At 40.2% G+C, this 14,565-nt stretch carries 14 protein-coding genes; 9 read left to right on the top strand and 5 right to left on the bottom strand.

Features of this window, described 5'->3' with window-relative positions; genetic code table 11:
• Nucleotides 1–61: 61 nt before the first annotated feature.
• Together CAL6303_RS11490 and CAL6303_RS11485 are read left to right on the top strand one after the other, a co-directional pair.
• The gene (locus tag CAL6303_RS11490) at nt 62–1,336 is read left to right on the top strand and encodes an FAD-dependent oxidoreductase (RefSeq protein ID WP_015198013.1); all 1,275 of its coding nucleotides are present in this window, start codon (nt 62–64) and stop codon (nt 1,334–1,336) included.
• 252 nt (nt 1,337–1,588) lie between these two features.
• On the top strand, nt 1,589–2,038 hold the full coding sequence (locus CAL6303_RS11485) for an SDH family Clp fold serine proteinase (protein WP_015198012.1): 450 nt from the start codon (nt 1,589–1,591) through the stop codon (nt 2,036–2,038).
• Between the two features lie 39 nt (nt 2,039–2,077).
• Here the strand turns inward: CAL6303_RS11485 and CAL6303_RS29140 are convergent.
• From CAL6303_RS29140 to CAL6303_RS11465, 3 genes are all read right to left on the bottom strand, one after another.
• Nucleotides 2,078–3,132, bottom strand: a protein-coding gene (locus CAL6303_RS29140) for an IS630 family transposase (RefSeq protein WP_238993794.1) whose coding sequence is annotated in 2 segments (ribosomal slippage) — nt 2,078–2,737 and nt 2,740–3,132 — 1,053 coding nt in all. Because the reading frame shifts where the segments join, the coding sequence is not laid out codon by codon here.
• Nucleotides 3,133–3,491: 359 nt separating this feature from the next.
• Complete coding sequence (locus CAL6303_RS11470; protein ID WP_015198009.1) at nt 3,492–4,991, bottom strand: type I restriction-modification system subunit M; 1,500 nt, start codon at nt 4,989–4,991, stop codon at nt 3,492–3,494.
• Nucleotides 4,979–6,484, bottom strand: a complete 1,506-nt coding sequence (locus CAL6303_RS11465) for a type I restriction-modification system subunit M (protein WP_015198008.1) — start codon at nt 6,482–6,484, stop codon at nt 4,979–4,981. The genes CAL6303_RS11470 and CAL6303_RS11465 overlap by 13 nt, the downstream gene beginning before the upstream one ends.
• 360 nt (nt 6,485–6,844) lie before the next feature.
• Here CAL6303_RS11465 and CAL6303_RS11460 point away from each other — a divergent pair, with 360 nt between their 5' ends.
• The 3 genes from CAL6303_RS11460 to CAL6303_RS11450 are packed head-to-tail and all read left to right on the top strand — an operon-like array spanning nt 6,845 to nt 9,414.
• Nucleotides 6,845–7,684 carry a hypothetical protein gene (locus tag CAL6303_RS11460; protein WP_015198007.1) on the top strand — a complete coding sequence of 280 codons (840 nt, stop codon included), beginning with the start codon at nt 6,845–6,847 and terminating at the stop codon, nt 7,682–7,684.
• Between the two features lie 2 nt (nt 7,685–7,686).
• Nucleotides 7,687–8,943: a BREX system ATP-binding domain-containing protein gene (locus CAL6303_RS11455; protein WP_015198006.1), complete on the top strand. Its 1,257-nt coding sequence runs from the start codon at nt 7,687–7,689 to the stop codon at nt 8,941–8,943.
• Nucleotides 8,944–8,946: 3 nt separating this feature from the next.
• Nucleotides 8,947–9,414 carry a BREX system ATP-binding domain-containing protein gene (locus tag CAL6303_RS11450; RefSeq protein ID WP_041740462.1) on the top strand — a complete coding sequence of 156 codons (468 nt, stop codon included), beginning with the start codon at nt 8,947–8,949 and terminating at the stop codon, nt 9,412–9,414.
• Here CAL6303_RS11450 and CAL6303_RS11445 read toward each other — a convergent pair.
• Complete coding sequence (locus CAL6303_RS11445) at nt 9,392–10,732, bottom strand: IS4 family transposase (RefSeq protein ID WP_015198005.1); 1,341 nt, start codon at nt 10,730–10,732, stop codon at nt 9,392–9,394. The two genes, CAL6303_RS11450 and CAL6303_RS11445, sit on opposite strands and share 23 nt — an antisense overlap.
• 101 nt (nt 10,733–10,833) lie before the next feature.
• Between CAL6303_RS11445 and CAL6303_RS11440 the strand changes: the two genes are divergently transcribed.
• Nucleotides 10,834–11,346: a hypothetical protein gene (locus CAL6303_RS11440; protein WP_051036650.1), complete on the top strand. Its 513-nt coding sequence runs from the start codon at nt 10,834–10,836 to the stop codon at nt 11,344–11,346.
• Nucleotides 11,347–11,434: 88 nt separating this feature from the next.
• Here CAL6303_RS11440 and tnpC read toward each other — a convergent pair whose 3' ends face one another.
• Entirely contained in the window at nt 11,435–12,970 is a 1,536-nt protein-coding gene (gene tnpC / locus CAL6303_RS11435) for an IS66 family transposase (RefSeq protein WP_015198003.1), read from the bottom strand.
• 57 nt (nt 12,971–13,027) lie between these two features.
• On the opposite strand from tnpC, the gene CAL6303_RS11430 reads away from it, so the two are divergent.
• The 3 genes from CAL6303_RS11430 to CAL6303_RS11420 all read left to right on the top strand — a co-directional run bounded on the left by CAL6303_RS11430 (nt 13,028) and on the right by CAL6303_RS11420 (nt 14,550).
• Nucleotides 13,028–13,267, top strand: coding sequence for a type IV toxin-antitoxin system AbiEi family antitoxin domain-containing protein (locus CAL6303_RS11430; RefSeq protein ID WP_041739434.1), 240 nt, complete (start codon nt 13,028–13,030; stop codon nt 13,265–13,267).
• Between the two features lie 184 nt (nt 13,268–13,451).
• Entirely contained in the window at nt 13,452–13,937 is a 486-nt protein-coding gene (locus tag CAL6303_RS11425; protein ID WP_051036649.1) for a nucleotidyl transferase AbiEii/AbiGii toxin family protein, read from the top strand.
• A complete protein-coding gene (locus CAL6303_RS11420) occupies nt 13,912–14,550 on the top strand; it encodes a hypothetical protein (protein ID WP_015198002.1) in 639 nt (212 codons plus the stop codon). Before CAL6303_RS11425 ends, CAL6303_RS11420 begins: the two co-directional genes overlap by 26 nt.
• The last annotated feature ends 15 nt before the right edge of the window (nt 14,551–14,565 follow it).

The following is a 14,565-nucleotide window of genomic DNA, read 5'->3' as shown; positions in this document are numbered from 1 at the left end:
GATGTCTACGATAGGTTACACCTACCACATTATCTATATCTATATAGTTGAGAGGCAAATTATGAAGATCGCTATCGTTGGGGGGGGAGCTAGTGGCATGGTGACAGCTTACCTACTCGATAAACAAGGGCATAGTGTGACTGTGTTTGAACGGCAATCTACTCTAGGTGGACATATTCAGACACTCAACAAGAATGTTCACCCAAATCAATCCGATTGTCAGGAAATTTTGGAAAATGGAGTGCTGGAATTTCCAACTGTGTTTCACAACTTCATTGCCCTCATGGAACAGTTAGGGGTAGAACTAGAACCTGTCAATATGAGTTCAGCAATCTTTTTCAAAAATGGCAGCCACTTTCTATCAAAAATTGCAATCAAGAAGAACTTCACAGGTATTCGCCACCTGATCGAATATTTACGCCTCGATACCCTCTATGCTCGTTCTGCTGGATTTTGGCTCAGAATAAGATTTGCTCACCTGCAAGATTTCTACAATCAGCCTTTGTCGCAATACCTGAAACGCCCCTGTACTCGCAATACTTGGCTAAAATTGCTAGTTATGTATAGCTATTCGATGCCATTGGAACTGATTGATGATTTCCCAGCAGAATTGGCGATGCCTGTTTTACTCAAGGATGTCGCAGTTAGCTGGGTCAGGATTAAAGGTGGTGTGTATTCTTACATTGAAAAAATTCTGGCACGATTCAAAGGTGAGGTTTTGCTGAATGTGCAGATTGACCGGATTTTCAGAACCTCGGATGCTGTGAAAATTGTGCGAAGGACGGGTGAAATTCAGGAGTTTGATAAAGTCGTGTTTGCTACGCCACCTGACCAAGTGATGGCGCTGTTAGCAGATCCAACTGATGCCGAAATCAAACGGTTTTCTGCCTGGAAAGCCAATTATGCAACGACCTTACTCCATACAGATAGTTCCATATACACCCGCTATGGCATTAAACAACCATCAGAATTTGATTTTTTTGAGACAGAAAGCCGATGGGGTTATAACAGTTGCCTGAATCAGATATGTGACATCTCATCACCACCAAATTATTTTCTCTCGTTCCAACTAGAGGAGTTAATTGCTAGCAATCGCATCATTCACATTCAGGAACATCATACCCCGTTATATACTACTGAATCTTTTCAATATCGAAATGAAGTAGTTGCCACTAATGGCGAGAACAATACCTACCATGCAGGAGCCTATCTTGGTGATGGTTTGCATGAAGGAGCGATCGCTTCTGCGTTTCGAGTCGCTCAACTGGTTGGGTTAAGCCAAGGTGCAATTTCTATTACAAATTGCAAATCAACACCACAATTTGTACAAAATTGATCCATCAAATTTTTTAGATAAATTTAAAAGGAAATGAACATGAGAGTTATTGAGTCTGAAATTAATGAGCAAGTTGTTAGTTCTAAGTGGACAACCGCGATCGCCCCTCCCTGTACGCTGAATTGAAGCATAAAATCTAACACGTTTTCCAACCAAGCATTTTAGTCTTCTTGAATAATTAGTCATCGGGAGCATGTCACCTTTTTTCTGTGTGAATCGAAGCATTAAAACTTAACACCATAGGAGCATACTATGATTTTTCAAGCCAAGGAAACAACTGAATTACGCAATCCAGTTTCGCAAATCGTGAATGACTTTGATACAGATCTCTTTTTGTTCAGCAGCTCAATTGATTATGCTGCTACTGACATTTTAATCAATCAAGTTAAAAAACTAGAGCATCGAAGGAAGAATATCAGCTTAATTCTAACTACACCTGGGGGAGATGCAGATGCGGCTTTTATGTTAGCCAGATTTTTGAAGAGAGAATATAATGATCAACTCACTTTTTATATTTTCGGATTTTGTAAAAGTGCAGGCACGATTATAGCACTTGCTGCCAAAAATATCGTGATGTCGGATTTTGGTGAGCTAGGTCCACTTGATGTCCAATCAGTAAAAGAGGAAGACATCCGTTGGGAATCAGGTCTAATCCCGCAACAAGCTTTCAAGGCACTTGCTGATCAAGCTTGTGTAGTGTAAGTAGGTGGGCGAGAAAATTTATAACTATGTAACGAAAATTTAACCAGAGCGACTAGAGTCAAATTTAATACGTCTTGTACTGTAGTTACTTTTTTCCCCTCTAGCTTTAACGCCATCAATCACGGCGTAAGCGAGGTCTAACTCGTCATCAAATGTTTGCCCACGTAGTTCGTCTTTTTTTAGGTGCTGCCACTCTAATTCAATTGGGTTCATCTCGGAGCAGTATGCGGGCAGAAAAAAGATGTACAAACCCATGTTTTCCCACTTGGACCATAGCTTTTGCACTTCTTTACATCGGTGTATCGATCCGTTATCCTGCACAATTACCCTAATGCGCCCCGTTCTTTGAGCTTCAGTTGCTTCTATTTCCATCATCTCGATGTAAGATTTACGACTAACAGCACCAATCACCAGACCGTAAACAAAGCTGATTAAAGGTTGAAGAAAGCCGATAATACTTAATCTCCGTCCACGACGCTGGGTTTGCTCTAAACGTTTTTGCTCACCTTTGAAGTAATAAGTGTAACCTGGTTCGCTCCATACACAAAATCCTGATTCATCTAGATACTTTAGGTCTATTTCTCCAGACGCAGCAGATAATTCCAACATATCTAGGTCTGCTTGTTTGTTTGCTCGTGCTATCGGGTTTTGCTTGCCTTTGTGACTCTTCCTTGCTCGCTTCCAATTGACCCCCTTTTTTTGAGCACCCGCCTTAATCTGTCGGGACTCAGTTTAATTGAGCGATCGCGTTCTAATTTTTGTGCGAGTTGAAGGCTATTGTATGTACGCGGTTCGTTTTTCAGGCATTCTTCCAAAAATATGATGTCTTCTTCTTGCCATTTTGACTTTCCCCCTCGACCAGGTAGTTCCCAAAGTCCTTCTAGACCTTTGTTTTTCCAGCTGTGTAAAACCTCTCTTACCGTTTGTTGAGTCAAATTAAAGTGAGCAGCTATTTTTTCTACATACCAGCCATGTGCATTTAGCCTAATTATTTCTGCTCGATCTTTTACTTTCTGTGGTACTTCCGCAGTTCTTAGCTGTAACAGGGTTTTGTCTTGCTCACGAGTCAAGAATATCCTTAAACGAGCGCCCATATATTAAGTCACCTCGGTAGATGCATTCTCCGTATTTACTTATCTTTACATAGTTTGGTTTTTTCTTGCCTACCTACTTAGTCAACTGGGTTTTCAATTTCTTCGCGCAGTTTGCACCCAATTTTCTTTTTGCTAGTTTTTCTTGCTCGCATAGGTTTTGCAGTTTGCTGTCAGCGAAAGTAATTTCCATGCTTTAGTAGCCTAATACAAGTTTACCATTTTGGTAAACAAATTGATTAGACTTCAAGGTAGATATCATATCAATTTATTCAAATCTTTACCAAAATAGTAAATAATTTTCTTATAGCTCATAGCTAATTTACATCAGAGAATACATTACCATATTGGTAAATAATTTTTTATGTTTCCAAAGAATCTAGCATATCAACCAAAGCATCCATCTCTAGCCAAAAAGCCCTACTGCCCTGTTCCCAATCATCCCAAACTTCCCGCAGTGTCTTGACTTCCTCCGTTTGGTTATTGGCTGATGTACGCCGCACATAAAGCGGAATCGATAAACTATAATCCTGATTAGCGATTTCCTCTAAAGTTGCGACCTTAGCAAAACCAGGGTCATCAATATAACTTTGATAGGCATTGAGAATACGTAACTGATGCTCCGGCTTGAGGAAACTTTGCCCCTGCATACGAGCTACTTCATGGACTGCATCAATAAATAAAATCCGTCCTTGCCGCTCTTTAGGCTTACGAGTACGGCAAACAATAATACAAGCTTCCATCGGTGAATTATAAAACAGGTTTGGTGCCAAACCAAGGACACATTCGACCAAATCAGCCTCAACCAGCTTTTGCCTCATCTGGGCTTCTTCCTTACGAAACAGCACCCCATGCGGGAAGAGAATTGCACAGCGTCCGGTTTTGGGGTCAAGACTTTTTAAAATGTGCTGAAAAAAAGTATAGTCAGCCCTTCCTTGAGGGGGTGTCCCCAAAAAATTACGTTGCCAAGGGTCTGTTTGAAACCCTTCCCGGTTCCACTGTTTAATCGAGTAGGGTGGATTGGCGAGAACTACATCAAAAACCCGCAATCGATCGCTTTCAGTAAAAGCAGGACGTTCCAAAGTATCCCCGCGCATAACTTGGTAATCACCGACACCATGTAGTACCAAGTTCATGCGAGCAATCGAAGCGGTCATGTGGTTGCGTTCCTGCCCGTAAAGCTTGAGGGTACGATGTTCTCCACCTGTACGCTTAACCTCAGTCAATGCCGAAATCAACATTCCCCCCGTACCGCAAGTTGGATCGTAAATGCGATCGCCTGATTTTGGTGCGAGCATCTGCACCATTAAATAAACCACGGTGCGGTTGGTATAAAATTCCTGGGCTGTATGTCCGCTATCGTCAGCAAATTGTTTAATTAAATACTCGTAGGCGTTCCCTAATTCATCTTCGGGAACATTCGCCAGGGAAAGCATTACAGTCGAAAAATGTTCCAACAGATTCTTAATTACGGAATCGGGTAAACGTTCCTTATTTGTCCAAGGTGCATCCCCAAAAATACCATCCAAGCGACCAGGGTTAGCAGTTTCAATCACCCGCATCGCATCCTGTAAAGCTTTACCAACATCCTTAGCAACAATCCGCACATCTTTCCAGTGAGCGCCATCGGGGATAATAAAACGGTCATTAGCAGTGTCACGGGCATAATTATCATCACCCGTATCAGCTAAAGCTTGAGCAAATTCCTCATCCCAAACATCAGATAACCGCTTATAAAATAGCAAGGGAAAGACATATTGCTTGTAATCACCCGCATCAACTAACCCCCGCAAAATGGTGGCTGTACCCCAAAGATAACTCTCTAAGGCTTGTTGTGTAATTTGTGCTATCACTCCAGCCATCCCCCCTCTAACATTACCTGATGCAAACGTTCCTCAGCTTCTCGGCATTGTACCAAAGCATCTTTGAATGATGCGATCGCTTCCTCTAGGGGTGGAATATCTGCTCCGATGGGCGGTAAAACATAACGTGATATATTCAGCGTCCATCCTTCCTTTTCAATTTCCTCCAAAGAAACCACCCGCGCACGATCTTCCACATCCGTAAATTCTTGATACCAGCGCAGAATTTCCGCAGCGTGTTCTGGTTCTAAAAAGTTTTGAGCGCGTCCTTTACGGAATACTGCTGAAGCATCAACAATTAGCAATTTACCTGCTTTTTCTTGAGTTTTACGTTGACGCAGTATCAGTATACAAGCAGCCAAACCAGTACCGTAAAACAAGTTTGGTGCTAGTCCAATTACCGCTTCAATCATGTCCATTTCTAGCAAAGTGCGGCGAATTTGTCCTTCTATTCCCCCACGAAATAATGCACCTTGGGGTAACACCACAGCCATCCGTCCATGTGGTTTAGCCATAGACTTAACCATGTGTTGCACCCAGGCAAAATCACCACTACTATCCGTAGGTAAACCCGCAAAAGCCCGTCCCCAGGGGTCAGTTTCCCAAATTTCCCGTCCCCATTTTTCTAAGGAGAAGGGAGGATTGGCAATTACCACATCAAATTCTGCCAAACCACCCGTATTGGCAGTAAAAACAGGGTTACGCAGCGTATCACCCCGTTCGATGATAAAATCCTCAACTTCGTGGAGAAATAAATTCATCCGGGCAGTAGCAGCAGTTGTTAAATTCTTCTCTTGCCCGTATAACTTACCAAAAAACGTCCTTGCATCCCCTCCCTTATTTCGTACATGGGCAACAGCAGCAAGTAACATTCCCCCCGTACCGCAAGCTGGATCGTAAACTGTTTCCCCTTCCTGGGGGTCTAACATATCCACCATCAGATGTACCACACTACGCGGCGTGTAAAATTCTCCCGCTTTATTCTTGGTCGTATCGGCAAACTTTTTAATCAGATACTCGTAAGCATCCCCCATAACATCATTGTGGACGCGCTTGTTACTAATATTGAGTGCAGAGAAATGTTCAATTAGGTCTTTGAGCAGTTCATCAGATAACTTTTCTTTATTTGTCCACTGAGCATCGCCGAATACACCATACAAATGTTTTTGATTAGCAACTTCAATATTACGCAAGGCATTTTGCAAGGCAGTACCAACATTACTAGATGTCGAGCGCACATCTTGCCAGTGGCTTACTTCAGGAATTTGGAAGCGGTGTTCGTCAGGGAAATTTTCTCCATATTCCTCAATCATTTTTTGACATTCTTCATCCCAAACATCGCAAATGCGCTTGAAGAACAGCAACGGCAAAATATAACTTTTCCAATCAGTACGGTCAACAGGACTACCACGTAGTATATTTGCTGCCTCCCATAGATGAGATTCTAGTTCTTGTAATGTAATAGGGGCATCAAACAGCGATCGCTGAATCATCGGTTTCCGTACAGAGATAAATGAGCAGCTTTACATAGCGTTGATAATTATAGGACAAAAACCTGATTTTATCGTGGTTTACAGCAAGGCTTCAGTATTTTGATGAAGTTCGATGCGATCGCGTAGCGTGTGCAAGGCAGACAGTGCTGCCGCCTACGACAGATCGCAATGCATTTTCTATCGTTAAGTTGAACTTTGCCACCAACACGCAGGATTGTGGGCAGCAATCTTTAATTAGGCAAGATTCGAGTAATTTTCTACAGTTACGTAAATAAAATGTGATTTTTATAACAAAAAGGGAATAATAAATACAGAAGCTTAAATAAACAACTGTGACATACAGCTTATGAAAACTGAGCCATGACAACAGCTAATCACTTTCCAGAATCTCTCTTAAATATTGCCGAAGAGCAAACAGCGAAGGCAGATCAGAAAGCAAAAGGACTTCAAGCCCAAGCAGATGAAGCTGCAAGCATTCAAAAGCTATGCCAAAACGTAACCTCATATCTGAAGCGAGGTTGGACTTTACATCTTTTGGATGCGATCGACAAACAAGACCCGCTCTTGAAAAAAATGAAAGTTGATAACCATTCTACTATTTCATTTTTGGAGGAAATTTACCAAATAGCTAAAGAGGAAGCCTCACAAATAAAATATCACTTCTTTCCTCGTGAATTAGAAGAGGCTTGCCGTGTAGCTAATTTACCCTTAGATCGTGATAGCACTCATCCTAACTACAAATTTGAAAACGGTTTCTTTCAGATTCGTATAGATGACCACAAAAAAACTGCGCGTTTATCTGACTATGAATTACCCAAACTTTGTGAAGTACCTGCCGACGTTGGAGCAATCATTGAAGCAGTACAACGCGAACAAAAACGAGTTTTTGGAAGAAAATTTGATGCAAAAGTTTTCCTTAAAAAGCTACGTAAGCAGTATCTAGAAGTTATCAAAAAGCAGAAGCTAACTGATGGTAGTAGTATCCCTATTCGAGATATTACCCGCCGTTTGGGAAAAAACGAAAAAGGGTTTCGCACAGATGAATTTCTAATCGATTTATCTCGATTAGTTGAGCAAAATTTTACAGAGATAGAAGGTAGAAAATTTGAGTTTACACAAACCAAAGATACGACTCAGGGACTTCTTCTTCATATCGAAAACAAGCGTTATATAGGTTCAATTTTATTTAAAAAGGTTTAATTATGGAAGGGCGCATCGCTACACAGATTGTTGAATCATTACGCAAAGGAATTCCTCCGATGCGTGGGGTTGATAAATACTCAGTAGGTAATGAGAAATTAATTGAAGGTATTAAAAAACATCATTTTAACGGAATAACAGAACGAGGTATTATTCGCTTTTTAAGTGGCTCTTGGGGTTCTGGTAAAACTCACTTTTTCAGATTATTAAGAGAAGTTGCTTTTCAAAATGAATGTTTAGTTTCAAATGTACAACTGAACGCAGATGATGCAGCATTAAACAAGTTTGAGAAAGTATTTTATTCAATTGTTCGTAGTATTTCAACTCCAGAGTATTTTTCTGAGAATAGTTTTTATGAAACTACTCCTTTTGGACGAGTATTGCAAGAATCTTTAGCCTATCTTGCTAATGGTAAAATTAGTAACATATTTTCCTATGAAGAGTATGTCAAGGCAAGAGAAACACTCATGCTCGATCGCAGCATTGACATAGATTTTAAGAAGATGATTCAAAAATATTGGGAAACTTTTTTACCTGAAGCCCCTGATGTAGCACTTCAAGAGCAAAATAGAGCCGAGATTCTCCAATGGTTCAGTGGAGAAGGAAGTTTAGCAACGTATCGCAGAAAATTTGAAGTTAACAAAATAGTTAACAAAGATAACGCAAAAATAATGTTGCAATCTTTGGCTGGATTTGTAAGGCTTTCCGGCTACAAAGGTTTAGTAATATTATTTGATGAAGCAGAACAAGCATATTCTATTATGCGAAAATCTTCGTTGAGAGATGCTCACAATAACCTTTTGTCTTTAATCAACAACATTGAGTCTCTTAACGGTTTATTTCTAATCTATGCTACGACTCCAGACTTTTTTACTGACCCAAAACATGGCATTATTATTTACGGTGCTTTGCAAGGAAGAATTGGTAAGCCAGAACAGCGTAAACCACGAGCTTTAGACTCTGTTTGGAATTTAGACGAAGTAGAAACAAACTTATCTGAATACCAAGCTGCTGCGGAGAAAATTTGTAGTATTTATGCAAGTGCATATCTAGAAGCATCTGTAGAATTACCCTCTGAAGCAGGAATTAATGCTTTCGTGAAAGAATTATTTGAGATTCACCCTTCACTTAGCGGTGTACGTTTTTGGCGAGTTTTAGTTACTACTCTAATTGCTCATTTAGATGACTATTTAGAAGGAGAAGTCAGAACAACAGAAACAATTTACGGTGATGTAATGGATCGCCTACGAGAGGATTAATTTATGAGTACAGAGGTGCAAGGAGTTATTGAATCCCTTCGTTTGGGTATTCCTCCTAGTGGTTATATTCGTTATTTTACAGTAGGCAGAATATCAGAGATAGCCCAACTTACAGCAAGGCTTCAGCAGGAAAAATCAGGAGCGCTGTTACTAAAAGCAAATTATGGCTCTGGTAAAAGCCACTTGTTACGGTTTATTCGTGAAACTGCTCTGAAAGAAGGCTTTGCGATTAGTTCAGTAACGCTAGATGCCAAATCAGGCATTCGCTTCAATCGTATGGATCAGATTTTAGGGGCTATATGGCGAGGTTTAGAAATACCGGGCAATGCTGAAAATAAAGGCGTTCGACCCTTTTTTGATTTTGTCTGTCAGCAAGCTCGTAGTAGTACAGGTACAAAAGGAGATGAATGGGCAAAAATAACTAATAAAGGTCAATACCTCTGCCAAATTAAGAGGATTCAACGCCCGTAGAAACGTGATGAATACGCCCTAAAGAAGTAAGCTTGGCAAAAATCCGGGTTAATAAAATAGGCTCAGGGATTTCTGGAAGCATTTTTAAGATCTCATGGACATATCGAAAGCCACGATAATGAGCCTTAAGATCAATAATGCCGGAGTCAGGATTCAGGATGCGGAAATCAGCGAGAAGATGATGAGATAAATTAACCATAAAGAATGCTAGATTAGCAGCATTAGTCACCGCAGTTTGACCGATGTTCATAAAGTCTTCCAATCCCCAAAATTGCTTGGCATCACGGAAGTTAAACTCGATCTGAAAGCGTAGTTTGTAGTAGTCAATTATTTTCTCAGATGACAACTTTAGGTCACTAGAAAACAGAATTACGTGACTGCGAGCATTAGTTTTCAGATTTGTTTTCACCAAAATAACTACATTCAGGGACTGGGCAAATTCTTTGTGCAGTAAAGTAGCTTGGTAACTATCGGTTTGGATATCCTCTTCGATACTACTTTGACGCAAATATTCATCAGAAATATTACGCCAGTCTAGTTTATCTCCGTATTTACGGCGTGAACGATGATTAGGGTCAGGATTTTGGTAAGGTATGTATAATGCTGAATCGTGGCGTAACTTGGAAATTATATGTAAGTTGACCTGTCGAGCCATCTGCAAAGCATTATTGTTTCCAAAATGACCATCTAAGACTAAGTAAGTCAGTGGGATAAAGTTAGCTACCAGCTTGACTAGCTCATTAATCATCTTCTTAATTCTGAGTAATTCAGATGTGAGAATTACTTCGGTCTTGTTTTTATTTTTACTCCCTTTTGGTCGTCCACGTCCACGTTTTTCTTTGGCTTTTATTTCTGGTCTTGGCGATACACTACTTTTTTCTATATCGTTCTTTATTACCTGTTCTATTTGAATCGGAAATGAGTGCCTTTGTTCAACACTTACTAATGATAATGTAAAGAAAGATAGCCCTGATATTGGCTTACTTACTAGGCTGGAAAAGAATCTATCCAACCCATAAGTTTTTTTCCCAGATTTACTTACTACAACTTCATCTCCTGCAAGCAAATAAACCTCATTTGCACGGAACAAATGCTTGCGGAAAAATAGCCAAAACAATGTCGCCCAAGGGATTACCGTATGAAAAAATCTCAACATCGTCCGATAACTACCACCACTACCTGTCCAACGAGAAATTCCCAACATAGTGACTCGCCCGCTCATCGCTAACATTGCCAAGATTATTTGGTTCAATTGCTTCATCGTTGTAGCATTTATCTGCGGCAGGAAGCACTGTAACAATGATAAAATGTCAAACATGGGCGCACATAGTGGTTTTTGAGTTGTCGTTGTGAGAGACAATAACTCTACTACGAAACGCCCTACCTCTTCCTCTTCATCCTCTTACTTTGGCGAAGGTATTGAAAGGTAAATGGGATTTTTCTCAAGTTCTTGATTCACCTGCTAATTTTATTGCTTTACGTGCTTGGTTTAGCGGTAGATGTGACAAGGCTATAATTGAAGACTGGCTATTTCAAGCAGGAAATTACAAACAAAAGCAAGTTTATGAGGAGTTAGTACATAAAACTCGGATGACTTACCGGGATGAACTTTCACTAAGCAACCCTTTTAAATGGCAACACTATACAAATAATTCAATTGTATTTAACTTTAAATCTGAAGCTTATGCACAATGTTGGTCTACATTAAGAGATATTAATACACTTGCTTGTGCTTCTAGATTAAAGGGATTGATTATACTTTTTGATGAATTTGAAGATATTTTATCTAATATTACTAACATCGCTCATCAAAAAGCAGCCTTTCAAAATATCTTTCATTTTTTTGCTGGTAATCAATTTAATGGAATGAGCTTTTTTGCTGTTACACCAGAATTTGTAGACAAGTGTAAAAAGGTAATCGACCACGGGTGACTACAAATTAAAAACAGTCAAAACCTTCTACATGTTGAGTTTGAGAGGTGTATACAAATTGGCAGTCGGCAGCATAACTGCGTAGATTTTAAGCAGTGTTTTTAACAGAAATCGAATTAACAGAATTTTGCGGCAGCAAAGAAGGAGAGTTGTGACTAAGACGTTGAGCGCTCACAGCTTGTGTCATAAAATCCAGGATGTTGCGACGTTGAGACTTAAGCGTTGTAACAACAGTCAACATGCGGGCAACAAAATTACTACCAGCTTTTGTTTGAGAACCAAAACTAGTACGTCTCCAGATCACGGCAGGACGTATAGCCCTTTCCGCAGCATTATTTGTCGGCTCCACACCCTCAACTTCGACAAACAGCCACAAAGCTTGCTCAACTTTTAAGAGTTGACGACAGGTACGAACGGTTTTTGCCAGTGGAGTTTTTTCCTGAGAGCCAATCTTATAATCCGCAGCTTCTTGTAAGTTCGACTTGATTAAATTGCGAATCTGTGGGACTAAAAGTTGAAACTCGCAACGGCTCAAAGTTCCATCTCGAACCCGATGCCACAATTCAAATAATTTTTCTTGCTGTTCAACCAGAGCATTACCAATACTTGATGAAACTCCAGAACGCTCAGATATTTTAATAAATTCCCGTTTTAAATGTGCCCAACATAACTGCCGTTGCTCCAAGTCAACCCAGTTATACGATGCATATCGGTCGGAGTTTAAAATACCACCGAAGTTTTCCCCCAGTAAATTTTTGGCTGTATCCGTACAACGGGAAAGTGTGACTTGAAAAAATGTAACTAGCGGTGTGACTGCAACCCACAGCCAAGCCTTTTTATTTTTGTCATTACATCCATCAACGTTTCCTTGACTAAAGCTTGTTTCATCCGCTCCAACTACAGGAGAGTTTTGCACGTATGTCTTTGCTTCTAATACCGCTCCTGCAATTGCATCGCTTGCTTCGAGTCTCAGTTTATTGACTGTACCCAAGCACATCCTGACTCCAAAAATATCTTGCATCGCACTTTGTACCATTCGGGTACTTTGACGGTATAGTCCACTCAATACTGCGACAAGTGCCACTACCCTTACACCGTAACCGCGAATTGGTACATCTGCCGGTAATGTTGCACGAGTCAAGGTTCCACAATGTTGACATTCGAGTTGATGTAGTCGATGTTCTACGATTATGGGATTTATTGGCGGGATTTCGACTACTTGATGCCTTACGGGATTGCTATCAACTCCTACTAACTTTTCTCCACAACACTTACATTTTTCTGGCTGATGTTCTAGAACGCTGTCGCATTCCGATACTTCATACAGATGACGGCTATGCCCTTTATGTCCCGGTTGTCCGCCTCGCTTTTTATCACTCTTCTTTTTTTGCTTTTGTTTTTCGCTATTGAGTGGATCGCTTGACGGGGGAGATGAGGAGTTTTTTGATGTTCGATTGATTTTTTCTAACAATTCCTGGTATTTGGCTTCTAAGGAAGCAAACCTTTTATCCGATTCTTTTATGTACTGCTCCATTTTCTCCACCAGTTGTTTGACACTGGCTGGAGTTTCTTCCCAATCTGAGTCAGGAATTTCTATTCCATAGGGGAGGCAGTTTTCATTCATACCCCTTAATTTACCACCTATGTCTACCTAAATTTTATTGGTAACACTTCAAATCCCGTGAACTTCTACGGTATTGAGGAACACCAAATAGAAGGTGTAACTGTGCGGGTTTATTGTCTCGCTAAAACAATTGCAGATTGCTTCAAGTTTCGCAACAAAATTGGTCTTGATGTTGCCATAGAAGCACTACGAGACTGTTGGCGAGAACAACGTTGCACAATGGATGAAATCTGGCATTATGCCAAGATTTGCCGAGTTCAAAATGTAATCCGTCCATATCTAGAATCACTTGAATGAGTCGAAAGCAAATTCGTAACGTACCAGCCTCAATCCGAAGTCAATTACTTCATTTATCAAAACAGCGAGGAGAAGATTTTAATTACCTCCTGATGCGCTATGGTTCGGATCGACTTTTGTACAGACTTAGCCAATCTCCATACCAAAGACAATTTATCCTGAAGGGAGCAACTCTTTTCAGGGTATGGAATGGGAACCTCATAGAGCAACAAAGAATTTAGATTTGCTTAGTTTTGGGGCTAATGATATTTCCAGTTTGATGGCAATATTTAAAGAGATTTGTCGTCAACAATACGATCAAGATGGTATTAGCTTTCACGAAGAAACTGTCAGAGGAGAAAAAATAAAAGAAGAGCAAGAATATGAAGGAGTCAGAATCAACTTGCAAGGAAAGCTAGATTCTACTAAAATTTCTATTCAAGTTGATATTGGATTTGGGGATGCAGTTACTCCATTACCTGAAGAAGCTTTACTGCCAAGCATTTTGGATTTACCGGCTCCACGTCTGCAAATTTACCCTCGTGAAACAGTAGTTGCTGAAAAGTTTCAAGCAATGGTTGCTCTTGGTATTAGTAATAGCCGGCTAAAAGACTTTTACGATATTTGGTTTCTTTGTCAAAGTTTTGAGTTTCAAGGAAATTTACTTGTTTACAGAGACACAAGTTACTGAAAATACTCGACAAGCATTGTTGAACTTTTGGCGTGACTCGATAATTAAGCTTTGTACACCACATAGTTATTTGAATTTTTATACAAGGGAACAAACCGTAAGTATTTGGTGGTTGCATTGGTTACTCGATAGTATTACATCTGAAAAAACTGGAAAAGCTTGGTTTGGACAACAAGCGATCGCGTGGTTGGCAAACTTACCTGGAGATAGGGGAGAATTGGGTGGGGAGTATGGTGTCTTGCGATCGCTAACAAAGGATTTAAGCGATATTCTGTATCAAGGAAAATGCCCTTACCCTAAATTTTATGAGGTGGTAGTTGCACCTAGCCAACAATCTACTCCTGATGATACTTCCAGGAGAAAGTATCTCCAAGAATATGCACCATCGGATTTGTGGGAAAGGGTAATGGATTATTGGAGAGGGAATTTACACAACTTTGTCCCCAAACCAGAAATGTCCCAAAATTCCGAGTACAGTACAAATGCAGCGTGGATGTCTGCATTGAAGGAATTATCACCGCAGAATTATCAAAGATTATTATCGGAATGGAAAGTTAACCATCAACGACGACGCAATTTGTGGAAAGCGATGGGAAATTTGGGGTTGATGTGACAGTTTGACAATTAA

Origin of the sequence: Calothrix sp. PCC 6303 (assembly GCF_000317435.1) — a bacterium.
GTDB lineage: Bacteria > Cyanobacteriota > Cyanobacteriia > Cyanobacteriales > Nostocaceae > PCC-6303.
This window is presented reverse-complemented; position numbering and strand designations above follow the sequence as displayed.